Raw genomic sequence first — 23,143 nt, 5'->3', positions numbered from 1 at the left:
CGCCGGTTACACCTGTCGGGCGTGCGCGCCGTCCGTGCGGCGCTCCGCGTCGTGCACGATGTGCAGTTCGCGCGTGCGGATCGGCAGCGCGCAGTCCGCATCGGCGAGCGTCTTGCGCAACTGGCGCGCGAGGCGCCAGCGCATCGCCCAGAATTTGTCGGTATGCGTCCACACGCGCAGGTTCGCGACGGCCGTGCTGTCGTCGAAGCGCATCACCATCACGTCCGGCGCGGGATCCTGCAGCACGTCGGGATCGGCCACGGCCAGCGCGTGCAGCGCGGCGAGCGCGCGATCGATATCGTCGTGCACGGACACCTCGACCTCGAGATCGAGACGGCGCGTCGGATTGCGCGTGTAGTTGCGGATCGAGCTGCCCCACAGCGCGCTGTTCGGCACGTATTCGCAGATGCCGTCCGGCTTCGTCAGCCGCGTCATGAAGAGCCCGACCTCGTCGACGGTGCCCGCGACGCCCGTGCCGCCGTCGATATAGTCGCCGACCTTGAACGGCCGCAGCAGCAGAAGCATGATGCCGGCCGCGATGTTCTGCATCGTGCCCTGCAGCGCGAGCCCGATCGCGAGGCCGGCTGCGCCGAGCACCGCGACGATGCTCGCGGTTTCGATGCCGAGCTGGGACAGCGCGCCGACGATCGCGACGATGCGAATTCCCCACACGGCCACGTCGCAGAGGATCGGCCGCAGTGTGTCGTCGACGCGCTCCTTGTTCGAGAGCAGCCGGTTCAGCCAGTTGCCGAGGCGTTTCGACAGCCACCAGCCGGCGACGAGCAGCGCCAGGCCGGCGCACAGCTTGATGGAAAGGGTGGACAGCGCGTTCCACAGGAACGTCCAGCGTTCCGGGTGCAGATGATCGAGAAACATGACGGGATTCCGGTTTGAAGACACAGTGCGCGACGCGTCGCACGCCCGCCGCATTTGGGCAGGCACGTGCTCGTGCGCGGGCAGCCCTCGACTGTACACGGCACACGATGTCTCGCGCGAGCGCCTGGGGGCGGAGCGACATGCTGTCGGACGGTGAAATTGCGATTTCGTTCTGGTACTAAGCGTATCTTCAATCAAATAGGATTGGTCCTATTTAGCCGTTTCAAGCACGCCGATACACTCGCTTTCACGTTACCGGATCGCGACGATAGTCTCTCCGCGATACCCGGTTCTTTCCTGATTTTTCATTGATAGACAGCGAGTGACGACGTCATGCGGTTAGACCTGCGTTTCCGTCTCGCACGCGAACAAGGTCAACCCGCGCAACGCGGCGTTCACTGTTTTCCGATTCGCCGCGCGCTGCTGCGCGGTGTCGTCGCGGCGGCGTGTGTGGCCGGCGCACAGGGCGCGACAGCGCAGGCGTTTGACGACGCCGCGCCGTTCGCGCCGGTGACGGCGGAAACGGCAGGCCTTGTCAACGTGCCTTTTTTCAGTTCCGCCCGGACGACGTGGGGCGGCTTGCATGCAGCGTCTGCGTCGCACGTACCGACGGACGCCGATCGCGACGGCAACGCTGCGCGCTTCGGCGCATGCGTGGTTTACAGCGTGCTGTGCGACGCGGCGCGCGGTGCGATCGAACGTGGCTACGCAACCCGGTTCGACTACGGCATCGCATCGCCGTTGCCCGCGATGGGCGCGCAGCCGGCGTTCGAGCGGGGCTCCGTCGATCTGGCATCTGCCGAGCCGTTCATGTTCGCGCAGCCGGATCGCGGCACGCGCGCCGGCGCGATTACCGGCAGCCTGCGAACGTCGCTGGCGCGCGCCGAATTGCCGGCCGGCATCGCGGCGCAGATCACCCGCATGCTGGCCGGGCGCATCGATCCGAAGCAGCGCGGCGCGATCGGCGACACCTTCCGCGTGGCATACGAACCCGACCACACCGCGACGCTGCCGGGTGGCGTGCGCGTGACGGCGCTCGAGCTCCGCTTTCGCGGGCAGCGCGTCGCGGGTGTGTGGTTCGCGCCCGATGCACGCGCGCCGGGCGCCTACTACGACCTCGACGGCGTGCCGCTCGCCGGCTTCCGGTTTGCAATGCCGGTCAACGCGACGCGGATCAGCTCGCATTTCGGTGCGCGCGTGCATCCGGTAAGCGGCGCGCGTCACGTGCATTCCGGCGTCGATCTCGCTGCGCCGGCCGGGCGCGCCGTTCATGCATCGGAGAACGGTGTGGTGTCGTTCATCGGCACCGAGCCGCGCGGCTACGGCAAGTATGTGGTGATTCGTCACGACGGCGGTTATGCGTCGTACTACGCGCACCTGTCGGCGTTCGAGCCGACGCTGCGAACCGGCGCGCGCGTCGTTCGCGGCCAGCGCGTCGGCGCCGTCGGCAGTACGGGGACGGCGACCGGCCCGCACCTGCATTTCGAAGTCCGGCGGCATGCCCGTCTCGTCGACCCGATCGCACTGGTGCAGGCGGCCAAAGCGGGCTCGCTGAAGGGCGAACGGCGTGTCGCGTTCAACCGCGTGGCCCTTGACGTGCGCACACGTCTGGCCTCGGCCGCGTGGTCGCTGCCGGTCGCGATGTCGAAGCCTGTCGCATCGGATGCCGGCTGACAGCTAACGGGATGCCGGCCATCGCGGCCGGCATCGTTGCCTGCGCGCATCGGCGCACGCGCCGGCTTTCGAATCGCCGGCCATCGTGCGAAGCAACATGATCGAATGGCGTGCAGCCATTGCACGATTAATTGACCGTCGAATAACGTCAATTTTTCCGGCTTGTTCGATTCGCATTCTTCATCGCTTTCGACACTCTCGTGAAAATCGGAAAATTCAACCGGTTTTCTTCCAGCTTTCCCGCCACGCCTGTTGCACAGGGTTTTCCGCAACGCAACAGCGCAGCTATTCCCGTTATTTCCGAATGCGAAATTAATCCAGGACTGATTTCCGATATCACGCAATCGGATCTTGCGATTATTTCAAAGCAGATGATATAACCCGTTTCACGCACCGGTTTGCTGCAATAACGTCACCAATAAAAGCGAGCGGAAAATGAAAAGAAAGGCGCGGAACCTGGGTTTGGGTGGAATGGCGATCCTGACCGGCGCGATGCCGGTGGGCGCCCATGCGGCATGCTCGGCCGTTGCGCCGGGCAGCGGAACGACGGTCGCGTGTTCCGGCGCGAATGCACCGTCGGTCGTGGCTGCGGCCGGCAGTACCAACGTGACGATCAACCTCGATTCGACCGTGACGGGCAGCTATGTGCTGACGTCCACGCCCACACCGTTCTCCGTCGACATGTCGAGCGCGATCACCAACAACGGCAACCTGTCGATGTCCGGAAACGGTACGGGCGTCGCGAACCGCGGCGCGATGCTGCTCGGCGTGAACAACGGCAATACGCTCACCAATGCCGCAACCGGCGTGATTTCGACGACCGGAATCTATAACGACGGGATGGCCGCGAACGGCAACAACAACACGCTCGTCAACAACGGCACGATCACGACCACCGGCAACAATTCATACGGGATGACGGCCGCGTGGGGGCAGAGCAATCCCGGCGCGTCGGGCAACCAGATCGTCAACACCGGCACCGTGACGACGTCCGGCAACAACGCGCGCGCGGCGTCGCTGCTCGGCGGCAACGGCACGATCACCAACAGCGGCACGCTGACGTCGAACGGCCGCGATGCGCCGGCCGTGTACATGCAGGGCAACAACGACACGCTGGTCAACAGCGGCACGATCCAGACGACCGGCACGGCGACGAGCGGCGGCAGTGTCGACGCGGTCGTGTCGAACACGCTCGGCAGTTCGTTCACCGCGACGATCACGAACCAGGCCGGCGGCAGGATCATCAGCAACAACGGGATCGGCGTGCGCTCGACCAACGGCGCAACGACGATCACCAACGCGGGGCTGATCCAGGGCGGCGGCGGCACCGCGATCCAGGGCGGCAACGGCAACGTGACGCTGATCCTGCAGACGGGTTCGCAGATCGTCGGCACCGCGAACGGTGGCGGCGGCACCAACACCGTGACGCTGCAGGGCACGGGCACCGCATCGAATGCGTTCACGAATTTCCAGAGCCTGACGATGGCCGGCGCCGACTGGACCTGGGCCGGCACCGGCACGTTCTCGACCGCGCTGGTGCAGAGCGGCACGCTGAACCTCACGGGCACGCTCGGCACGACGACCGCGTCGGTCGTCGCGACCGTGAACGCGGGCGCGACGCTGCAGGCGAATGCGTCGAACCTGCCGCTATCCGTGACCGACAACGGGTTCGTGCGCTTCCAGCAGGACAGCGCCGGCACGTACACGGGCACGATCGGCGGCTCGGGTGCGGTGGAGAAAACCGGCGTGGGCACGCTGACGGTCGCGCCTTCCACCGCCGGTGGCAATACGTATTCGGGCGGTACGACGATCACGCAGGGCACGCTGTCGGTCGCGGCCGACAATGCGCTCGGCGCATCGTCAGGAAGCCTGACGTTCAATGGTGGCACGCTGCAGCTCGGCAGTTCGTTCAATCTGGCGTCGAGCCGTTCGGTGTCGATTACGCCGTCTAGCAGCGGCACGATCGATACGCAGGGCTTTAACACCACGATCGCGCAGAACATTATGGGCGGCGGTGGCTACCTGACGAAGCTCGGCAGCGGCACGTTGACGCTTAACGGTCCTAGCAACGCCATGGGCTTCACTGACGTCAAGGCGGGAACGTTGGTGATCGGCGATGGACTGGGCGGCCCGGCCACGATGATCGGCGGCGGCATGGTAAGGGTTGAGCCGGGCGCGACGTTTGGCGGTTACGGCAGTGTCGCGGGCGATGTAGTGAACCACGGCACGGTTTCTGTCGCGAACGCATTGGCCGGCCTCGCGAGTGGCCGGACAGGTAACCTGTAAATCAAGGGGCTGCTGACAAATGCAGGGCTCTTGCAGCTTGCTGGCAGCGACGTGGGCAACACGCTGACGATCGTCGGCGGCAGCTACGTCGGCCAGAACGGCACGATCGCGCTGAATACGTATCTTGCAGGCGATGGAGCGGCATCGGACAGGCTGATTGTCGGCGCCGGCGGAATCAGCGGCTCAAGCGTGCTCAAGGTGATGAACGTCGGCGGCCCCGGCGCGCAGACGACGGCCGACGGCATCCAGGTCGTGCAGGCGACCGACGGCGGGACGTCGAGCGCGGGTGCGTTCACGCTGTCGGGCGGCACGGTGAGCGCCGGCGCGTATTCGTACTTCCTCGCGAAGGGCGGCGCGGCGAACGGCACCGGCGATAGCTGGTATCTGCGCAACACGGTGCCGCCGAAGCCGGTGCCGCCGGTCGTCCAACCGGGACAACCGACGCCGCCGCCCCAGCCGCCGATCACGCCGGCCGAAGGCACGCCGGAGTCGATCGTCGAGGCCGTCGACAATGCCGGGACGGGCGGCGCTGCCGAACCCGTCTACCGCCCCGAAGTGCCGCTGTACGCGGAAGCGCCGGCCGTCGCGCGCCAGCTCGGCCTGCTGCAGATCGACACGTTCCATGACCGTCAGGGCGAACAGGGCCTGTTGAGCGAGCACGGCCCGATGCCTGCGTCGTGGGCGCGCGTGTGGGGCGGCAACAGCAACATCAAGCAGAAGGGCGACGTGACGCCGTCGTTCGACGGCACGGTGTGGGGGATGCAGGTCGGCCAGGATCTGTATGCGGACACCAGCCCGAGCGGCCAGCGCAACCACTACGGCTTCTTCCTCGGCTTCGCGCGCGCGGTGGGCGACGTGAACGGCTTCGCGCTCGCGCAGCAGGACCTGGGCGTCGGCACGCTGCAGGTCAATGCGTACAACCTCGGCGGTTACTGGACGCATATCGGCCCGGGCGGCTGGTACACGGACGCGGTGCTGATGGGCAGCGCGCTGACCCTTCGCACGCATTCGAACGACAACGCGAACGGCTCGACGAACGGCAACGCGTTCACGGGCTCGGTCGAGGCGGGCTTCCCGGTCGCGCTAGGCTACGGGCTGACGCTCGAGCCGCAGGCCCAGCTCGTGTGGCAATGGCTGTCGCTCGATCGCTTCAACGACGGCGTGTCGAGCGTGATGTGGAATAACGGCAACACGTTCCTCGGCCGGATCGGCGCGCGGCTGCAATGGGCGTTCGATGCGAACGGCGTGAGCTGGAAGCCGTACCTGCGCGTGAACGTGCTGCGCTCGTTCGGCGCCGACGACAAGACGACGTTCGGCGGTGCGACGACGATCGGCACGCAGGTCGGGCAAACGGCCGGGCAGATCGGCGCGGGGCTGGTTGCGCAACTGACGAAGCGCGGCAGCGTGTATGCGACGGTCAGCTACCTGACGAACCTGGGCGGCGAGCATCAGCGCACGATTACCGGGAATGCGGGCGTGCGGTGGGCGTGGTGAGAGGCATGTGAGGGCGTGCACGCCGATCGTTTCGACGGGCCGCTCCGGGCAGCGATCCAGCTGCGGCGCGAGCGCTCGATGCTCGCATCTGGCAGCGTATCGTTACTTGGAGCACTACAGCGTTTGAACCCTGTGGCCGCGCCCACCGGCCACCATCGAACGCCCGCGCCGCAGCCGGATCGTGCGCGCTATCCGGATGGCCGGCGGTCGAGGCTCGCGCCGCAAAACCCAAGCCGTCGGTTGCTTGCCGAACCGGAACCGCGCGGCAAAAGAGTAGCGTGGGGTGCGACGCGGGCCAATCAGTCTGGTCTGATTTTGCGTCGGTCTCGGCGAGCCGGTCAGCCCAGCGGCCAGTTCAGGATCACGAGCCCGTCGTTGTAGTCGCCGTCCGTGCCGTCCTCCGATCCGACCAGCCCGAAGTAGGTCTTCTTGAAGATGTCGACCTGCCGCGAGCCGATCTTCGACGGCTTGCCGTTCGCCGTCACGACCACGCGTACCTTCCCCTTGCCCGACTTCAGCACTTGCGTGTTCAGGTTCGCGTCCTGCGTGCCGGCGCCCTGGAACGTCGCGGCCGGTTTCGCGTCGTCGTCGACAAAGACCTCGATCGTCTGCTGCGCCGACGAGTTCACGAGCGCCGTGACGCCGAACGGGATGTTCGGCGGGAGGTTGAAGATGCCGTCGCGCTCGCCGCCGGCGTTCGTCGCCGGGTCGGGCTGCGCGGGTTGCGGCTCGGCCGTCGCTTTCGCAAAGTACGTGACCACGGCGCCGACGCCGAACTTCGCGGCGGCGCCGGGCAGCACGCCCGGTGCGCCGGCCCACGTCACCGTGCAGGCGTCGATCTTTCCCGTCGTGTCGGTCTTGACCTTGTTCATCCAGCTTCCGACGTCGAAGCTGTACGGGATGGTCGAGATATGGACGAACACGTCGTATTGCGGCAACTTCTCGACGAGTTGTGCAGTCATGAACTGACGCATCCTGTCGAGCACAGCCTGATCGCCGCCGGATTGCGCGGCGGTCGCGTCGTTGCCGGCGAGTCGCAGCAGCGCGTACAGATCGTCATGGGTAAACGGTTGTTGCATGTCGTCCTCGTCTTGATGGAATGTTCGCCGTCATGCGGCCGATGAACGAATTTCACCGTGTCGCGCGCGGAGCAAAGCGTGAGGCAGCACGTGGCTGCCCGAATGATTCGCAATGTGTGGTTGGCCCCGTCGTCATTGCGTTCCCGACAGCGGCGCGCAATCCATGCCGCGCCGCACGTCTCGGTTATCAACGCCTGTCGATCAGCCCAGCGGCCAGTTCAGGAACACGATGCCGTCGTTGTAGTCGTCGTCGGTGCCGTCTTCCGATCCGACGATCCCGAAGAACGACTTCTTGAAGATGTCGACCTGCCGCGAGCCGAGCCGCGACGGCTTGCCGTTCACCGTCACGATCACGCGCACGCGGCCCTTGCCGGAGTCGAGTACCTTCGTGCCCAGGTTCTCGTCCTGCGCGCCGGCACCCTTGAACGTGGCGGCCGGTTTCGGGTTGTCGTCGATATAGATGTCGATCGTCTGGTCGTTCGCCGCGTTGGTAAGCGCGGTGACGCCGAACTTGATGTTGGCCGGGAGATTGAACAAGCCGTCGCGTTCGCCACCGCCGCCGATGTTGCCGGTGCCGCCGCCGGTTCCAGTGCCGCTGCCGGTTTCGGTGCCTTGGTTCCCGCCGGGCTGGGACGACGATTGCGCGGTGGTTTCACCGATCGCGGAAATGCTCGCGTACGAATCGATATGCATCGCGCTGCCGCGCACGCTTTTCCACTGGCCCTTCACGAACGTGACGCCGCTGCCGACGTCGATCGTCGTGACCAGCGTGAACGGCATGCGCCCGGTGCTTTCGGGCACCTTCGACGAATAGGTGAAGCAGCCGTCCGCGACGACACCCTTGTCGGTCGCGATCGCGAAATAGATGCCGGGGAAGTTGTTGCCGGTGGCGTACGGCGTCGGCACGTTGAGCGTGACCAGCAGTTTGCCGTCGCGAATGTTTTCTTTCGCGACGTCGATATGCAGGCCCGGAATGTCGACGTAAGTCTCGGACGTGACGACGGGAGCGCTATTGATCGAAGCCGAAAGGATAGGCATGGAGGTCTCCTGATGGCGAAACGGTTTTCGATGGGGTTGCTGCGCAGTTCGACGCGAAACCGCCGGGCTGCCTGACAGGCGGCAACCCGGCGGTTGTCTGCCGATCGATCAGCCGATCGGCCACTGCAGCACGACGATGCCGTCGTTGTAGTCGCTGTCGTGGCCGTCTTCCGACACGACGATCCCGAAGTTGACCGTGAACGGCGAGCCGTCCGACTTCTTGCCGTTGATTGGCGCGAGGCGCGCGTCGGTGGCCGACGTCTTGCCGTTCACCGTCACTTCGAAGCGGAGCTTGCCGTTGCCGGAATTCAGCGTGGCTTCACGCGGGCCGTCGCGCGTCGTCAGCTTGTGATATGCGGCAGGTTCCTTGCTTTCGCCGATAAACAATTTGATGTGCTGTTGCTCGGCGGCATTCGCGAAGAAAATCGCGCGAAAATCGGTATTCGGCGGAATCGAAAACTCGCCGGCGCGATTGGATGACGTTTGATTGTCGGCCATGCTTTCCTCCTGAGGAGTGTTGGGTAACGCTTCAGGCCGTGTCGCGCAAACGTTTGCTGTTTGAAACACGGCCTGTCGAGCATGCCGAAAAATAAATGAAAAAATATTCGATTGAGAATGATTATTGTTCAGTAAATCGAAAATGAAGGTGATCAGATTTAATGAAATGGTTTTAATTGGAGGTATTTCGATATATTCAAGAAATTATATCGATGCGCATATCGTTTTTCTGAATGATGCGCAGCCGTGCAGGCGGGGCGGGAGGCGGGGCAATCAGGCTTCGGCGCAGGCGCTCGGCGTTCGCATATGGCAGCGTTTCGTTTCAACATCAGCATTTCTGTCGTGGCCGCGCCCACTGGCCACCACCGAACGCCCACGCCGAAACCCGATCGCAAAGGGAAGGGGTGCGGCAACCGGCGAAGATTGTTGACCGACTCACTCCGAACATGAATAGGGCTTCACCGGTGCCGCACCCGTGAAGCATAGCGACGGGGCCCGCCGCCGCCTATCGGACTGGACTGATTCTGGCGGCCGCGCCGCCGCGCGATTCGTGTCCGTCCGGCGAGCGGCCCGTTGACAGCCTCCTGCGCCTGTGATCTGATTCCGGCCATGCAAGCCGCCCAGTCCTTCTTCTCGCTACGACTACTAGCCCGTTCTTCCGGGCTGGGTCTGCGGCTGCGCGCTTTCCATCTGCTTCTTTCCTGAAGCGCCAGATTTCCCCCGTATCACCGACCTGGCCCCGGTTATCGACCGGCGCCTGAGTTCGTCTTTCTTCCGTATCGCTCCGCTCCGTCCCGGTCGCTCAACCGCCAAGGCTGTCGTTCGCCGTACCGCTTTGCCGTTGTGCCGCTTTTTCACTGTTTTAACCGCTGCGCGCGCAGCCGGCCTCCACAACTGATGGCCGTTGCGCCGCGGTTTCCCGACAAACCGACCGAGGACCGAACATCATGATGCTGGAGAACCCCGCAACCAAGTACCGACCGTTCACGCCCGTCAACCTGCCGAACCGGGCGTGGCCGTCGCGCACGATCACGCACGCGCCGATCTGGATGAGCACCGACCTGCGCGACGGCAACCAGGCGCTGTTCGAGCCGATGGACGCCGCGCGCAAGATGCGGATGTTCAAGACGCTGGTCGCGATCGGCTTCAAGGAGATCGAGGTCGCGTTCCCGTCGGCGTCCGAGACCGACTTCAACTTCGTGCGCGAACTGATCGAAGGCGGCCACATTCCCGACGACGTGACGATCGAGGTGCTCACGCAGGCGCGCGACGACCTGATCGAGCGCACGTTCGAATCGTTGCGCGGCGCGAAGCGCGCGATCGTGCACCTGTACAACGCGACCGCGCCGGAATTCCGCAAGATCGTGTTCGGCCTCGACCGCGACGGCGTGAAGCAGCTCGCCGTGAACGCGGCGCGCACGATCAAGCGCTTCGCCGACGCCGCGACCGATACGCAGTTCACGCTGCAATACAGCCCGGAAACGTTCACGGCGACCGAGCTCGACTTCGCGAAGGAAGTTTGCGACGCCGTATTCGACGTATGGCAGCCGACGCCCGAGCGCAAGGCGATCGTGAACCTGCCCGCGACCGTCGAGGTCGGCACGCCGAACTTCTATGCGGACCAGATCGAGTGGATGCACCGCAACCTCGCGCGACGCGATGCGCTGATCCTGTCCGTGCATCCGCACAATGATCGCGGCACCGCGGTCGCGGCGGCGGAGCTCGCAGTGATGGCCGGCGCCGACCGGATCGAAGGCTGCCTGTTCGGCAACGGCGAGCGCACCGGCAACGTCGATCTCGTCACGCTCGCGCTGAACCTGTACACGCAGGGCGTCGATCCGGGCCTCGATTTCTCGCAGATCAACGAGGTTGCGCGCACGGCCGAGGAATGCACGCAGTTGCCGATCCATCCGCGTCATCCTTACGTCGGCGATCTGGTGTTCACCGCGTTCTCCGGCTCGCATCAGGACGCGATCAAGAAGGGCTTCGCGGTGCAGCGCGCCGACGCCGTGTGGGAAATGCCGTATCTGCCGATCGACCCGAGCGATCTCGGCCGCACGTACGATTCGATCATTCGCGTGAACAGCCAGTCGGGCAAGGGCGGTATCGCGTACCTGCTCGAACAGGGCTACGGCGTCGCGCTGCCGCGCCGCCTGCAGGTCGACTTCAGCGCGGCCGTGCAGCGCCTGACCGACGACAGCGGGCAGGAAGTGACGGGTGCGCAGATCTGGTCGCTGTTCCAGCAGGAATACGTGGCGGGCGACACGCCGCTGCGCTACGTCGGCCATGAACTCAGCGAACGCGACGGCCGCGAGTCGATCGTCCTGACCGCGGACGTGCACGGCGAGCGCCGCGTGCTGCGCGGCGAAGGCAATGGTCCGCTCGACGCGCTGATGCACGCGCTGCGTACGCCGTTGCGCATCCAGCATTACGAGGAGCGTGCATTGTCGCAGGGGGCGGATGCGAAGGCGATCGCGGTGGCGGAACTGGCCGGTTCGGGCGTGCGCGGTAGCGCGTTCGGCGTGGGCATCGACGCGAACCTGACGACCGCGTCGATCCGCGCGGTGATCAGTGGCGTCAATCGTGCGTATGCGCGAGCCGACGAGGCGGCGCAGGCGACGTTTTTCGACGTGCAGCCGGTGAAGGCCGTCGCGTAAGCGGCGCGGTGGTGGGCGCGTCGGCGGCGCGGCGCGTGGGCCTGACAAACCTGACAGGCGATGACTTCGCACAACGGGCGTATCGTGCAAGCGGCGCGCGCGGGGCCATTTTCCCGCGCCCATCACCATAAGGAACGCGTCATGACGAAACTCGATTCCCTGAAAGGCGACATCAAGGGGCAGGCCCAGGAAGCAGACCGCCACAACCTGGCGCGGCCCGCCGTGAACGGCGCATTGTGGGCGCGCGGATTGACGACGCAACGGGTCGCCGATCTGTTCCGGACCCTGCCCGGTTTGCCGGGTCACTGGATGCAATTGCAGAACGAGGTCAATGCCGGGAATCGCTACTTCTACGGCGGCATCCAGAACGGCAGCGTGACGACCGACGAAGGGAAGGCGCTGATCCGCTGGATCGCCGACGCGGTCGTGAGTGCCGCCGGGAAGGCCTCGTTCGATTTTCCTCTGCAGCAGCTTCGCTTCACCGCCGACATGGGCTGGCTCAAGTTGCAGCGTGTGTCGGGGCGCGTGATGGTGTTCTCGCGGCCGTAAGCCGTGCGTCGAGCCCGATGCTGACCGCCGGGTAGTGCATCGGGAAGCGCGCGCCGCGTAGTTGAAGGCCGGGCTGTCGTCGGGCGCAGGGTTCGTTGACAGTCGCAGTCGTTTTGTTTGTCCCCGTTCGTTGGCCATCGCTTCGTCTCGAAGTTGCTTCTCATAATTCGATATTTCGACTATTATCGAAAAATGGAAACGACCCAGGCCATCGCCGCGCTTTCGGCGCTCGCTCACGAATCCCGGCTCGCGGTTTTCCGCGCGCTGGTGCAAGCGGGGCCGCAGGGCCTGCCGGCCGGGCAGATCGCCACGCTGCTGGATGTGCCCCCTTCATCGCTGTCCTTTCATCTGAAGGAACTGGCCCATGCAGCGCTCGTCACGAGCCGGCAGGAAGGCCGCTTCGTCTTCTATTGCGCGAACTTCGCGACGATGAACGGCCTGCTCGCCTACCTCACGGCGAACTGCTGCGGCGGCAATCCGTGCTCGCCAGTGTCCGCGTGTTCGACATCCGGCACCCATCCATCCTGAAGCGCATTCGCGTCTCTCGTCCATGACCACGAACGTCCTGATCCTCTGTACCCACAACTCGGCCCGCAGCGTGCTCGCGGAGGGCATGCTCAATCATTGGGCCGGGAAGCTCGGCAAGGACGTGCGCGCGTACAGCGCCGGCAGCGCGCCGAGCGGCCGGCTGAATCCGTTCGCGCTGGAAGCGCTGACCGGCGCCGGCGTCGATGTCGGCGGATACCGCAGCAAGAGCTGGGATGAATTCGTCGGCGATGGCGCGCCGGAAATGCGCGTCGTCATCACCGTGTGCGATAGCGCGGCCGCGGAGACGTGCCCGTACTGGCCGGGAAGTCCCGTGAAGGTGCATTGGGGCTATGCCGATCCGTCGAACGCGGCGGGCGGCGACGACTGCAAGCGGCTCGCGTTCGAACTCACGCGCCAGGCGATCGGCTATCGGATGCTGCAGTTGCTGGCGCTGCCGCTCGAACGGCTGAGCCATGCCGAACTCCAGGCGGCCCTGACCGACATTTCGCAAAACTGAGCATTCGCACGGCGGCAAGCCTGAGTCAGGGTGTCGCCTGCGTCTGCAAGACCGGCCCCGATCCATGAATACGTCCAATGTCGTCCCGAGCCGAAAGGCTGTAGCCCAGCCTTCCATCAATTTCTTCGAACGCTATCTGACGGTCTGGGTGGCGCTGTGCATCGTCGCCGGCATCGTGCTCGGCCAGATGCTGCCCGGGCTGTTCCAGCGGATCGGCCGAATGGAATATGCGCAGGTCAATCTGCCGGTCGGGCTGCTGATCTGGGTGATGATCATTCCGATGCTCGTGAAGGTCGACTTCGGCGCTTTGCATGAAGTGCGTCGGCACGTCAAAGGTATCGGTGTCACGCTCGCCGTGAACTGGCTCGTCAAGCCGTTCTCGATGGCGTTCCTCGGCTGGCTGTTCATCCGGCATCTGTTCGCGCCGCTGCTGCCCGCCGGGCAACTCGACAGCTACATCGCCGGCCTGATCCTGCTGGCCGCCGCGCCGTGCACGGCGATGGTGTTCGTGTGGAGCCGGCTGACAGGCGGCGATCCGCTGTTCACGCTGTCGCAGGTGGCGCTGAACGACAGCATCATGGTGATCGCGTTCGCGCCGCTGGTCGGCCTGCTGTTGGGCATGTCGGCGATCACGGTGCCGTGGGCGACCCTGCTCACGTCGGTGGTGCTCTACATCGTCATTCCCGTGATCCTCGCGCAGATCTGGCGCAGGCGACTGCTCGCGAAAGGGCCGGCGGCATTCGATGCCGCCATGGCGAAGATCGGCCCGTGGTCGATCGCCGCGCTGCTGGCCACGCTCGTGCTGCTGTTCGCGTTCCAGGGCGAAGCCATCCTGAAGCAACCGCTGGTGATCGCGCTGCTCGCGGTGCCGATCCTGATCCAGGTGTTTTTCAATTCGGCGCTGGCGTACTGGCTCAATCGCGCGGTGGGCGAGAAGCACGACATCGCGTGCCCGTCGGCGTTGATCGGCGCATCCAATTTCTTCGAGCTGGCGGTTGCGGCCGCGATCAGCCTGTTCGGTTTCCACTCCGGCGCGGCGCTGGCCACCGTCGTGGGCGTGCTGATCGAGGTGCCGGTCATGCTGCTGGTGGTGCGCATCGTCAACCGGTCGAAGGGCTGGTACGAACGCGCTTGAACAAACAGGAGAATCTGTCCGCATGACCCACGTCACGACTCATCGCCATCACGCGGAGAGCAAGCATGTCTGATCGTCAGGACGACTTGCCGCAACTCGACATCGCATCGTTCCGCGTGCCGGACGCCGGCCAGTTGCGGCCGGCGTCGCCGTCGACCCATCCGCCCCGGCTTCTGCTCCTGTACGGCTCGCTGCGCGAGCGTTCGTTCAGCCGGCTGCTGATCGAGGAAGCCGCGCGTCTGCTCACGGCGATGGGCGCCGAGGCGCGCGTGTTCAATCCGGGCGGCCTGCCGTTGCCGGACGATGCGCCGGAGAGTCATCCGAAGGTCGTCGAGTTGCGCGAGCTGGTGCAATGGTCGGAAGGCATGGTGTGGTGCTCGCCGGAACGGCATGGCGCGATGACCGGCATCATGAAATCGCAGATCGACTGGATTCCGCTATCGATGGGCGCCGTTCGGCCGACCCAGGGCAAGACACTCGCCGTGATGCAGGTCAGCGGCGGTTCGCAATCGTTCAACGCCGTGAACCAGATGCGCGTGCTGGGGCGCTGGATGCGCATGCTGACCATTCCGAACCAGTCGTCGGTGGCCAAGGCGTTCGCGGAATTCGACGAAGCGGGCCGGATGAAGCCGTCCGCCTATTTCGACCGTGTCGTGGACGTGCTGGAGGAACTGGTCAAGTTCACGTTGCTGACGCGGGACATCGGCCCCTATCTGGTGGACCGGTATAGCGAGCGGAAGGAAAGCGCGGAGGCGCTGTCAGCGCGCGTCAATCAACGCAGTATTTGAGAGAGGCGGGGTGGTGGTGGGGCGGTGCGATGGCCCGCGCGCGCGAGCCAACCTTTACTTTGCAACCGTGATGCCAGCCGAATGCGAGCGCCGCGCAGGCCGCACCACGATTTCCACATGCTGGTCGAGCGATACCAGTGCCTCCATCAGTCGTTCCAGCGAAATGTTCTGGAGCTTGTAGCGGCGTACCTGGGACACTTTCGGCTGGGTCATGCCCGTGATCGCTGCTGCTTCCGTCTGGCTCAGGCCGCGCTTGTCGATCAGTTGGTTGAGCTTGAGCGCGAGCGCAGCCTTGGCCGACAGTTCCTCTGCATCGTCGAAACCCAGGTCCTGCAGCACGTTGTCGGTGCCTCGCGGATGGTCATTGCGAATCATCATTTCGAATACGCTCGCGACGATCAGCGCCAGCACTGCGATGTCGAGCTTGCGGCGGAACGAAGGGCGGCGCACGCGCTGTGTGACGGCATCGCGCACGGCGTCGAAGGAGGTCTGGATCAGCGAAATCATGCGCCCGAGTGTACGGACGGCACTCCGCAGGGACTATCGGACGTGTCTGATTTCGGCGCCGCGCTTTCCGTAGCGCCGGCCCCGGCTTACGCGTGCAGCGCTTCCATCTGCCGACGCGCGTTACTGGCCGAAGCGTTGCGCCACGGTGTCCTTCAGCCGCGCCGCGGTCAACTCGCCCATGTGCGATTCGACGAGTTCGCCTTTCGCGTTGAAGAACAGCGTGGTCGGCAGGCCGCGCGAACCGTACGCGTGCATCGCGTGCAGCGATGGATCGAGCAGCACGTGATCGAAGCGCAGGCCCTGCTGTTCGAGGAACGCGCGCACCGCCTGCGCGTTTTCACCCTGGTTGAGCATCAGCACTGCGATGTCCGGATGATCGCGCTGCGCCTGTTCGAGGATCGGCATCTCGCGGCGGCACGGCGGGCACCACGTCGCCCACAGGTTCACGACGACCGGCTTGCCGGCAAAACGTTGCGGCAACACCGGCGTCGAATCGAGCGCTTCGAGCTGCATCGCGGCGAGCGGCGGCGCGGTGCGCTGCAACGTCGCCAGCGTGCCCTGCGCGATGCCCCATGCGGCGACGCCCGCGACCATGCCGGCCAGCACCGGGCGACGCAGCGCGGGCAGCCGGCGCAGCCGCCAGCCGGCGAACACGAGCGCGGCCCCCAGGCCGACACGCCAGTCGAAGCCGCCGTCGCCGAGCGCGACGATCGATCTCGGCGTGGCCGCGTAGTCGCGCCACCATTGCGCGACATAACCGATGCGCGCGGCGACCAGCCCGAGCAGCAGCACGTCGAGGATCAGGCTCGACGCCGTCTTGTGATGTCCGTCAGGCGGGCGGCGCTGGATGAAACGCGCGACGAGCCACGCCAGCAGTGCGGCGACGGCTACCGCGACGACGCGGATCGAGAAGGGACCGATGCTCAGCATGAAAAGTAAAGGGTGGACGTGATCGAGCGGGAGAGGAGACGGGATTGTCGGCCGCGGCGATGAAGCCGTCGACGGACGTGCGGCGATTCGACCGGTTGTGCCGCACGCGGGTTCCCTTCGCGAACGTAACGGCGTGTTGCGAATTCGATGTGACCGGTTGGGTCAGGACTCCGTCGTTTTCATGGCAACGGGCAGCGAATCAGGCTGGTTTGGTGGTCAGTGGAATCCGAACGACGAGACGCCGCGATGCAGGCGCCGGCGATCGGCATCCGCTGCCGCGGCGTCGACGCGTTTGCGTACGATCACGGGCCGTTGCCGGACGCCGCACCGCCGAGCCGATAGGCCGTGAAGAACTCGTACCACGGCGAACCTTCCGCAACCGGCACGTTGAGCGCCGACGTGCGCCGCTTCAGCGCGCCGAACACGTCGTTGATGCGAGCCGTCTGCCCGGCGTCGTTGAACGGATAAGGCCGGGACCGGCCGGCCGCGAATGCGCCATACGCGATCGCGAGCAGGCGCGCGCTGTCGTCGGTCGCGGCAATCGATCCGTTGATCGCTTCGGCGAAGCGCGGCCGGTCTTCGGCACGCGATTCGGACAGGCACAGGAACACGATGGCCGACAGTTCGTGCAGGTCGTTCGCCTGCAGCAGCCCCGGCAGCCGCGCGACGATCCGTTCCACCGGTTCTTCACGTAGCGCATCGCCGAAATCGAGTACGGCGGTCATCGGATTCCTGTCTGTTTTCAGGCGATCGAGCGCTGGCGGTGTGGCCGACGTGCCGTCCGGCAACGAGGGCGGCGCGGACCGCAACGCGTCGGCCACCTGCTGCGTCCATTCCGGAAAGATCATCCGCACCGCGCCGAACTGTTCGCCGCCTTCCGCTGCCGGATTCCATCGATAGACAATCGTGCCGCCGCGAATGAACGGCGAATACAGGTGCTCGGGCGTTTGCGGGAGCGGCCGCCGGTTGATCGGCAGCCAGGCGAGCGTCAGCCAGTCGTAGCGGCCTGTCGCGGGCACCGACGGGCTCGAACTCGCGACGACCTGCCAGGTGCCGCGATTCGCATAGCGGCGGCGCGCGTCGGGCACCGGGACGGTCTTGCCTTTTGCGGTGTCGAAGTACGACTCGCCTGTCACGTTCGCGCCGCTGTCCTTGGCCGGCGTGATGGTGGAGATGACCCACGACGAACCGTCCGCCGAACGGTAGTCGGACGGCTTCAGCGTGGCAACGTCGTGAACCATGCGCGTTTCCGCCGGGACGGGGCTCGGGGGGAGATTGGCGGGCGCGGCGACGATACTCGGCATGGACTTTCCTCGGAATCGGGTGCGTATCGTCGAACGGGGACGATGCGCGGCGGCGCGGGTCGTTTCTCGTAACTGTAGAACGTCGCCGCCTGAAACGGAAACCGGCGAAGCGGCGCAACGCGCTCACGCCCGCCGTCGCTTCGGCTTACCATGCGCATCCTGGGCCAACGACGAAACCGATCGGGAGCAGACATGACCGACACGAAAACCATTACCGAACACTGGACGCAGGTGGCCGACCAATGGATCGGCTGGGCCGGCAAGCCGGGGCACGATGCATTCTGGCAATACCGCGCGGGGCTCGCGGCGTACATCGGTCGCGGCAGCGGCCGCGCGCTGGAGATCGGCTGCGGCGAAGGCCGCGTGAGCCGCGAGTTGAAGGCGCTCGGCTACGACGTGACCGCGAGCGACGCGGTGCCCGCGATGCTCGACGCCGCGCGTCACGCGGATTCCGCGCATCGCTATCAACGGGCCGACGCGGCGTCGCTGCCGTTCGATACGGCCAGCTTCGATCTGGTGATGGCGTACAACGTGCTGATGGATCTCGACGACATGCAGCGCGCGTTGAGCGAGGCGCGCCGCGTGCTGAAGCCGGACGGGTTGCTGTTCATCTCGCTCGTGCACCCGTTCCGCGATCGCGGCGGCTTCGCGGGGCCGCAACCCGATGCACCGTTCGTGCTGAAGGGCAGCTACTTCGGGCGCGAGCCCTTCGACGGCGTGGAAACGCGCGACGGGCTGTCGATGCATTTCGCGGGCTGGTCGCTGCCGTTGCAGGCCTACATGGAAGCGCTGGAAGCGGCCGGGTTCGCGATCGTGTCGCTGCGCGAGCCGCCGCCCGACCATGCGGATACGGATCAGCTCAAGCAGTGGGCGCGTGTGCCGCTGTTTCTGTGGATCAAGGCGCGGCCGGTGGGTTGAGAGAAGCCCCGGACTTGCTCCTGTTGGCTGACCCTGGGCGGGCGTCAGCTTCCCTTGTCGTGATTGGCCAGCAATTCCGAGCGGCCAATGACCTCTCTCGCGCTATCGGCCCGATCTGCATCCGGGAAACCGGCGGCCTCGATGATCGGCGTGAGCGCTTTGAGCGCCACCTGTGGTTTGGCGCTACGGAGCGATCCCATCCCCTCGTTCCATGCGTGCAGCATCTGCTTGGCTATCCAATGCCACCGCGTCTCGTTTTTTGCCGCTTCGACGATGTCTTTTCCTGTTGATACGGCCGAGTCGCACAGCGCCTCGGCCATTTCACGATATCGCTTCGGCGGGATGCCGAGGCGAGTGTTGAAGAAACGTTCCAGCGTCTTCCCGGGCGCCCACGTTTTGCGACCTTCGACGCTCAGTCCGGGAGGATTGTTCGCGAAGCGCGGATAGGCCTCGGTGGTGACAATGTCGTAGGCGGGCGTGTAGACGACGTCGTCGATGTTCGAGTAGAGAAGCGCAATGTTCTTGGCGTGGCAGTCCGCATTGCGCACAACATAGTTGGCGATGAGCTGCCAGCCGAGCTGCTCGGCCTCTCGTCTCCAGTTGGCGGCGCCGATGTAGGGCTTTGTCGCGTTGAGAACCTGTTCGGTCGACGGGCGGTACTTTTCATGCGGAGGCAGGCCAAGCAGGCTGCAAGCGTCTTCCAGGCCAAACGCCGGTTTGCCTTGCTCGTCGATATCGAACCGGTCAACGACGAGCACGCGGCCGTCGTCCGACATCGTGGTCTTCGCGACTCGAGCGACGCCAAGTCTTGCCAGCACCTGCATCGAGTAATGCTCGTTGAAACCCAGATAGGGCGTTTGCTCGTCGGACCCCTTGATGATGTGTCGGCTCGTGCGTAGCGTTTGCTTGCCTACCGGTGCCTGAGCCGACGAGCGTTCAGGTGCAAGGAATTTGGGTACGGCGCCTGAAATTGCCGCGCGCGCGTAGTACCGTACAAGTTCCGCAAAGCGTGCGGTTGTGATGTCCTCGTGCAGCAGGCTCTTCAGGTCGAGCGGGTCAAGTTCGCCGCCGGGCGCGCCGCTTTCGGGTGCGACGGTTACCCGGCCGATGCCGGAACCGCCGATGATGGCCAGAAGCGAAAGATCCGTTCCGTCGAGATAGGGGCCGAACTCTTCGCGAATCACTTGAAAGAGAAACCCTTCCGGCAGGTTCTGCCGGAAGAAGGGATGCAGATCGCGAGGCCAGACCCAGGCATCGTTGCGAACGGGCATGGTCAGGCTGGCAAAATCGTCGGCAGTCGCATCCGCGGTGTAGCGCAGCGCATAGTCGTCCGCCTGACGGTAGAGATGGGCAACGAGTTTGCCTTTGACGTAGACGTGAAGGCGCATGTCACGCGTCTCCCGTCGTGCGCTGTTCGGCCAGCACGTCGTCCAGCGTGCGCCTGTGTCCGCGCTTGACCGTTCGCAGGTCATAGCCGGCGGCCTCAAGGAGGCGAACGAGCGCGGATACGCTCATGTCTCCTCGCGCAAGCGTTTCCATGCGGGCGAGCGTCGTGCGTGCGACACCGGCGTGCTCAGCCAGTTCTTTCTGTGAAAGACCTGCCGTGCGGCGGGCGTCTCTCAGCATCTCTCCGACATCGGCCAGTGTTGTCATTTGTAGCCCCAGGGCATCAAAAATTGCCAAACTGGTTCTGATTGTAGCCCCTCTGCTACAAAATAGCACGTCGAAATTGTAGCCCGAGGGATACAGAAATCGATAAAAAGGAAGGTTTTGTGTCCTTCGGGCTACCAAGGCTGCGATGACGTACAACGTGCTGATGGGCCTCGGCGAGATGCCGCGCGCGTTGAGCGCCTGACCCGGCGCGCTCAGCGCGGCAGCACCTTCCGGTAGACCACGGACCCCGGTTTTTCCGCGATGGTGTCGTAAAGCCGCATCGCCGTGTGATTCGTCTCGTGCGTCTGCCAGTACACGCGCTCGGCGCGATGCCGGCGCGCGGCGTCGTACACGGCTTCGATCAGCGCACGGCCGACGCCCTTGCCGCGTTCGCTGTCGAGCGTGAACAGATCCTGCAGGTAGCAGGTCGGCCCGGCGGGCGAGGCCGTGCTGACATGTCTGCTGCCGTCGCGCCGCGTCGCCGTCGCCGCTACCCCCGCATCGGCGGATTGAGCCGCGCGAACGCTTCCTGCCGGCGATACGGAAAGTACGGATAAGGCGCTGCCACCGCGCTCGCCGCGTCGAGCTTCGCGACCTGCGCATCGGTCAGCGCCCAGCCGACCGCGCCGAGGTTCTGGCGCAACTGCTCCTCGTTGCGCGCGCCGATGATCACCGACGACACGGTCGGGCGCTGCAGCAGCCAGTTCAGCGCGATCTGCGGCACCGTCTTGCCGGTTTCCTCCGCGATCGCGTCGAGCGCATCGACCACGTCGTACAGGCGCGCGTCGTCGACCGGCGGCCCGTAGCTGGCCGTCTCATGCAGGCGACTGCCTTCGGGCAGCGGTGCATTGCGCCGGATCTTGCCGGTGAGCCTGCCCCAGCCGAGCGGGCTCCACACCAGCGCGCCGAGACCCTGGTCGGCGCCGAGCGGCATCAGGTCCCACTCGTAGTCGCGGCCGACGAGCGAGTAGTAGACCTGGTTCGCCACGTAGCGCGACCCGCCGTGCCGGTCGGCCGCCGCGAGCGATTTCATGATCTGCCAGCCCGCGAAGTTCGACACGCCGATATAGCGCAGCTTGCCCGTGCGCACGAGATCGTCGAGCGTCGACATCACTTCCTCGACCGGCGTGCCCGCGTCGAACGCGTGAAGCTGCAGCAGGTCGATGTAGTCGGTGTCGAGGCGGCGCAGCGCGTCGTCGACGGCGCGCACGAGCCGCGCGCGCGACGTGCCCGCGTCGTTCGGGCCGTCGCCGGTCGGCAGGCCCGTCTTCGTCGAGATCAGCACCTGGTCGCGACGCCCCTTGATCGCGGCGCCGAGCACGCGCTCGGACGCGCCGTCGGAATACACGTCGGCCGTGTCGAACAGGTTGACGCCGGCTTCCAGGCAGATGTCGACCAGGCGGCGCGCTTCGTCGACGCCCGTGTTGCCCCATGCGCCGAACAGCGGGCCGGCGCCGCCGAAGGTGCCTGCGCCGAAGCTCAGGACGGGAACCTTGAGGCCGGAGCGGCCGAGCGTACGGTATTCCATGTGCATTTCCTTTCGTCGTGTGACCGGTGCGGGACCGCGTGTCGATCGTCAGGCAGCCAATGTACCGTTTGCGTCTTTTCCTGATAATCGGGAGGATGGCGAAAATATCCTTCGGAGAAGGCGAACAATGCTGCTCGATAACCTCGCGCTGTTCCTGCGCATCGTGGAGAAGGGCGGGCTGGCTGCGGCGGGCCGTGAGGTCGGCCTGTCGCCAGCCACGGTGTCCGAGCGGCTGGCGGCGCTCGAGAGCTACTACGGCGCGGCGCTGCTCACGCGCACGACGCGCGCGATCAGCCTGACCGACGAGGGCCGCACGCTCGTCGCGGGCGCGCGGCGCTTGCTGGCCGAGGCCGACGAGCTCGAAAGCCGCGTGCGCGTGGGCGCGCAGACGCTGTCGGGGCCCGTGCGCCTGAGTGCGCCGGCCGACCTCGGGCGCGAGCGCGTCGTGCCCGTCGTCGACGCGTTCCTGGCCGAGCATCCGCGCGTCACGGTCGACCTGCATCTCGGCGACGGCTACGTCGATCTCGTCGGGCAGGGGCTCGATTTCGCGATCCGCCGCGGCACGCTCGCGGACAGTTCGCTGCGCAGCCGTTCGCTCGGCCGTGCGCGGCGCGTGGTGTGCGCGTCGCCCGCGTATCTCGCCGCACACGGCACGCCACGGCATCCGGACGATCTCGCCGCGCACGACTGCATCGTGATGCGTTTCGGGCCGGACCTGTATTCCGAATGGCCGTTCAGCATCGATGGCGAATTGAAGCGCGTGACGGTGCGCGGCCGGCGCGTGGCCAATGACGGCGCGCTCGTGCGCGCGTGGTGTGTCGCGGGGCACGGCGTTGCGCTGAAGTCGCTGGTCGACGTCGAGCAGGATCTGGCGTCCGGCGCGCTCGTCGAGGTCTTGCGCGCGTTCTCGCCGGGCGACGTCGATTTGCAGATCGTCTATCCGGGCAGCACCGTGCAGCCGCGACGCGTGCGCGCGCTGATCGACAAGCTGGCGCAGGCGCTGGCGGGGACGTAAAGGCGCGTGGTTCACGCTGTCTGCGGCACGTTGCGGCGTCTGTCTTGCTGCGATCGCATCGCATGCCGATGTGGCGATCCGGCGCGCGACATGATCGGCTGAAATCGGACTTCAAACCGATTGCTCACGTTTCGTCATTTAGCTAATATTCAAAACGTCAAACCAAACC

At 65.5% G+C, this 23,143-nt stretch carries 23 protein-coding genes and 1 pseudogene; 12 read left to right on the top strand and 12 right to left on the bottom strand.

The features are described 5' to 3' along the window. Nucleotides 1-6 precede the first annotated feature (6 nt). Both CUJ89_RS31195 and CUJ89_RS38720 read right to left on the bottom strand, forming a co-directional pair. The gene (locus CUJ89_RS31195; protein ID WP_114181089.1) at nucleotides 7-876 is read right to left on the bottom strand and encodes a mechanosensitive ion channel family protein; all 870 of its coding nucleotides are present in this window, start codon (nucleotides 874-876) and stop codon (nucleotides 7-9) included. A gap of 339 nt (nucleotides 877-1,215) precedes the next feature. Then, a complete protein-coding gene (locus tag CUJ89_RS38720; RefSeq protein WP_236655010.1) occupies nucleotides 1,216-1,461 on the bottom strand; it encodes a hypothetical protein in 246 nt (81 codons plus the stop codon). Here CUJ89_RS38720 and CUJ89_RS31190 point away from each other — a divergent pair. The 4 genes from CUJ89_RS31190 to CUJ89_RS38710 all read left to right on the top strand — a co-directional run bounded on the left by CUJ89_RS31190 (nucleotide 1,456) and on the right by CUJ89_RS38710 (nucleotide 6,330). Beyond that, on the top strand, nucleotides 1,456-2,550 hold the full coding sequence (locus CUJ89_RS31190; protein WP_236655009.1) for a M23 family metallopeptidase: 1,095 nt from the start codon (nucleotides 1,456-1,458) through the stop codon (nucleotides 2,548-2,550). The two genes, CUJ89_RS38720 and CUJ89_RS31190, sit on opposite strands and share 6 nt — an antisense overlap. 200 nt (nucleotides 2,551-2,750) lie before the next feature. Further along, nucleotides 2,751-2,930 (top strand): hypothetical protein, encoded by a 180-nt coding sequence (locus tag CUJ89_RS31185; RefSeq protein ID WP_114181087.1) that lies wholly within the window; start codon nucleotides 2,751-2,753, stop codon nucleotides 2,928-2,930. A gap of 55 nt (nucleotides 2,931-2,985) precedes the next feature. Beyond that, nucleotides 2,986-4,836: a beta strand repeat-containing protein gene (locus CUJ89_RS38715; protein ID WP_236655008.1), complete on the top strand. Its 1,851-nt coding sequence runs from the start codon at nucleotides 2,986-2,988 to the stop codon at nucleotides 4,834-4,836. 30 nt (nucleotides 4,837-4,866) lie between these two features. Continuing rightward, nucleotides 4,867-6,330, top strand: coding sequence for an autotransporter outer membrane beta-barrel domain-containing protein (locus tag CUJ89_RS38710; RefSeq protein WP_236655007.1), 1,464 nt, complete (start codon nucleotides 4,867-4,869; stop codon nucleotides 6,328-6,330). A gap of 338 nt (nucleotides 6,331-6,668) precedes the next feature. Here the strand turns inward: CUJ89_RS38710 and CUJ89_RS31175 are convergent, their stop codons facing one another. The 3 genes from CUJ89_RS31175 to CUJ89_RS31165 all read right to left on the bottom strand — a co-directional run bounded on the left by CUJ89_RS31175 (nucleotide 6,669) and on the right by CUJ89_RS31165 (nucleotide 8,945). Beyond that, nucleotides 6,669-7,409 carry a fucose-binding lectin II gene (locus tag CUJ89_RS31175; protein WP_114181086.1) on the bottom strand — a complete coding sequence of 247 codons (741 nt, stop codon included), beginning with the start codon at nucleotides 7,407-7,409 and terminating at the stop codon, nucleotides 6,669-6,671. Between the two features lie 201 nt (nucleotides 7,410-7,610). After that, nucleotides 7,611-8,447: a fucose-binding lectin II gene (locus tag CUJ89_RS31170; protein ID WP_114181085.1), complete on the bottom strand. Its 837-nt coding sequence runs from the start codon at nucleotides 8,445-8,447 to the stop codon at nucleotides 7,611-7,613. A gap of 108 nt (nucleotides 8,448-8,555) precedes the next feature. Continuing rightward, nucleotides 8,556-8,945: a fucose-binding lectin II gene (locus CUJ89_RS31165; protein WP_114181084.1), complete on the bottom strand. Its 390-nt coding sequence runs from the start codon at nucleotides 8,943-8,945 to the stop codon at nucleotides 8,556-8,558. Between the two features lie 950 nt (nucleotides 8,946-9,895). On the opposite strand from CUJ89_RS31165, the gene leuA reads away from it, so the two are divergent. From leuA to arsH, 6 genes are all read left to right on the top strand, one after another. Beyond that, nucleotides 9,896-11,602: a 2-isopropylmalate synthase gene (leuA, locus tag CUJ89_RS31160; RefSeq protein WP_201752419.1), complete on the top strand. Its 1,707-nt coding sequence runs from the start codon at nucleotides 9,896-9,898 to the stop codon at nucleotides 11,600-11,602. A gap of 141 nt (nucleotides 11,603-11,743) precedes the next feature. Next, the gene (locus CUJ89_RS31155; RefSeq protein ID WP_114181082.1) at nucleotides 11,744-12,151 is read left to right on the top strand and encodes a peptide ABC transporter ATPase; all 408 of its coding nucleotides are present in this window, start codon (nucleotides 11,744-11,746) and stop codon (nucleotides 12,149-12,151) included. Nucleotides 12,152-12,343: 192 nt separating this feature from the next. Further along, complete coding sequence (locus tag CUJ89_RS31150) at nucleotides 12,344-12,679, top strand: ArsR/SmtB family transcription factor (RefSeq protein WP_114181081.1); 336 nt, start codon at nucleotides 12,344-12,346, stop codon at nucleotides 12,677-12,679. A gap of 22 nt (nucleotides 12,680-12,701) precedes the next feature. Further along, complete coding sequence (locus CUJ89_RS31145) at nucleotides 12,702-13,196, top strand: arsenate reductase ArsC (protein WP_114181080.1); 495 nt, start codon at nucleotides 12,702-12,704, stop codon at nucleotides 13,194-13,196. Between the two features lie 64 nt (nucleotides 13,197-13,260). Further along, nucleotides 13,261-14,331: an ACR3 family arsenite efflux transporter gene (gene arsB / locus CUJ89_RS31140; protein WP_114181079.1), complete on the top strand. Its 1,071-nt coding sequence runs from the start codon at nucleotides 13,261-13,263 to the stop codon at nucleotides 14,329-14,331. 65 nt (nucleotides 14,332-14,396) lie between these two features. After that, complete coding sequence (gene arsH / locus CUJ89_RS31135) at nucleotides 14,397-15,119, top strand: arsenical resistance protein ArsH (RefSeq protein WP_114181078.1); 723 nt, start codon at nucleotides 14,397-14,399, stop codon at nucleotides 15,117-15,119. A gap of 54 nt (nucleotides 15,120-15,173) precedes the next feature. Here arsH and CUJ89_RS31130 read toward each other — a convergent pair whose 3' ends face one another. From CUJ89_RS31130 to CUJ89_RS31120, 3 genes are all read right to left on the bottom strand, one after another. Further along, nucleotides 15,174-15,494 (bottom strand): helix-turn-helix domain-containing protein, encoded by a 321-nt coding sequence (locus CUJ89_RS31130; protein ID WP_114181662.1) that lies wholly within the window; start codon nucleotides 15,492-15,494, stop codon nucleotides 15,174-15,176. Nucleotides 15,495-15,746: 252 nt separating this feature from the next. Continuing rightward, complete coding sequence (locus tag CUJ89_RS31125) at nucleotides 15,747-16,556, bottom strand: TlpA family protein disulfide reductase (protein ID WP_114181077.1); 810 nt, start codon at nucleotides 16,554-16,556, stop codon at nucleotides 15,747-15,749. A 302-nt stretch (nucleotides 16,557-16,858) separates the two neighbouring features. Then, the gene (locus tag CUJ89_RS31120) at nucleotides 16,859-17,860 is read right to left on the bottom strand and encodes a hypothetical protein (protein WP_114181076.1); all 1,002 of its coding nucleotides are present in this window, start codon (nucleotides 17,858-17,860) and stop codon (nucleotides 16,859-16,861) included. Nucleotides 17,861-18,052: 192 nt separating this feature from the next. Here CUJ89_RS31120 and CUJ89_RS31115 point away from each other — a divergent pair, with 192 nt between their 5' ends. Further along, on the top strand, nucleotides 18,053-18,778 hold the full coding sequence (locus CUJ89_RS31115) for a class I SAM-dependent methyltransferase (protein WP_114181075.1): 726 nt from the start codon (nucleotides 18,053-18,055) through the stop codon (nucleotides 18,776-18,778). A 44-nt stretch (nucleotides 18,779-18,822) separates the two neighbouring features. Here CUJ89_RS31115 and CUJ89_RS31110 read toward each other — a convergent pair whose 3' ends face one another. From CUJ89_RS31110 to CUJ89_RS31095, 4 genes and pseudogenes are all read right to left on the bottom strand, one after another. After that, nucleotides 18,823-20,166, bottom strand: a complete 1,344-nt coding sequence (locus CUJ89_RS31110) for a type II toxin-antitoxin system HipA family toxin (RefSeq protein WP_114181074.1) — start codon at nucleotides 20,164-20,166, stop codon at nucleotides 18,823-18,825. 1 nt (nucleotide 20,167) lies between these two features. Next, nucleotides 20,168-20,431, bottom strand: a complete 264-nt coding sequence (locus CUJ89_RS31105) for a helix-turn-helix domain-containing protein (protein WP_114181073.1) — start codon at nucleotides 20,429-20,431, stop codon at nucleotides 20,168-20,170. Between the two features lie 212 nt (nucleotides 20,432-20,643). Next, nucleotides 20,644-20,868 (bottom strand): annotated as a pseudogene (locus tag CUJ89_RS31100) (GNAT family N-acetyltransferase); the annotation flags it as partial. Nucleotides 20,869-20,921: 53 nt separating this feature from the next. Then, nucleotides 20,922-21,959, bottom strand: a complete 1,038-nt coding sequence (locus CUJ89_RS31095) for an aldo/keto reductase (protein WP_114181072.1) — start codon at nucleotides 21,957-21,959, stop codon at nucleotides 20,922-20,924. A gap of 127 nt (nucleotides 21,960-22,086) precedes the next feature. Between CUJ89_RS31095 and CUJ89_RS31090 the strand changes: the two genes are divergently transcribed. Next, nucleotides 22,087-22,974, top strand: a complete 888-nt coding sequence (locus tag CUJ89_RS31090; protein WP_114181071.1) for a LysR family transcriptional regulator — start codon at nucleotides 22,087-22,089, stop codon at nucleotides 22,972-22,974. The last annotated feature ends 169 nt before the right edge of the window (nucleotides 22,975-23,143 follow it).

Source organism: Burkholderia pyrrocinia (assembly GCF_003330765.1).
Classification (GTDB): Bacteria; Pseudomonadota; Gammaproteobacteria; order Burkholderiales; family Burkholderiaceae; genus Burkholderia; species Burkholderia pyrrocinia_B.
This window is presented reverse-complemented; position numbering and strand designations above follow the sequence as displayed.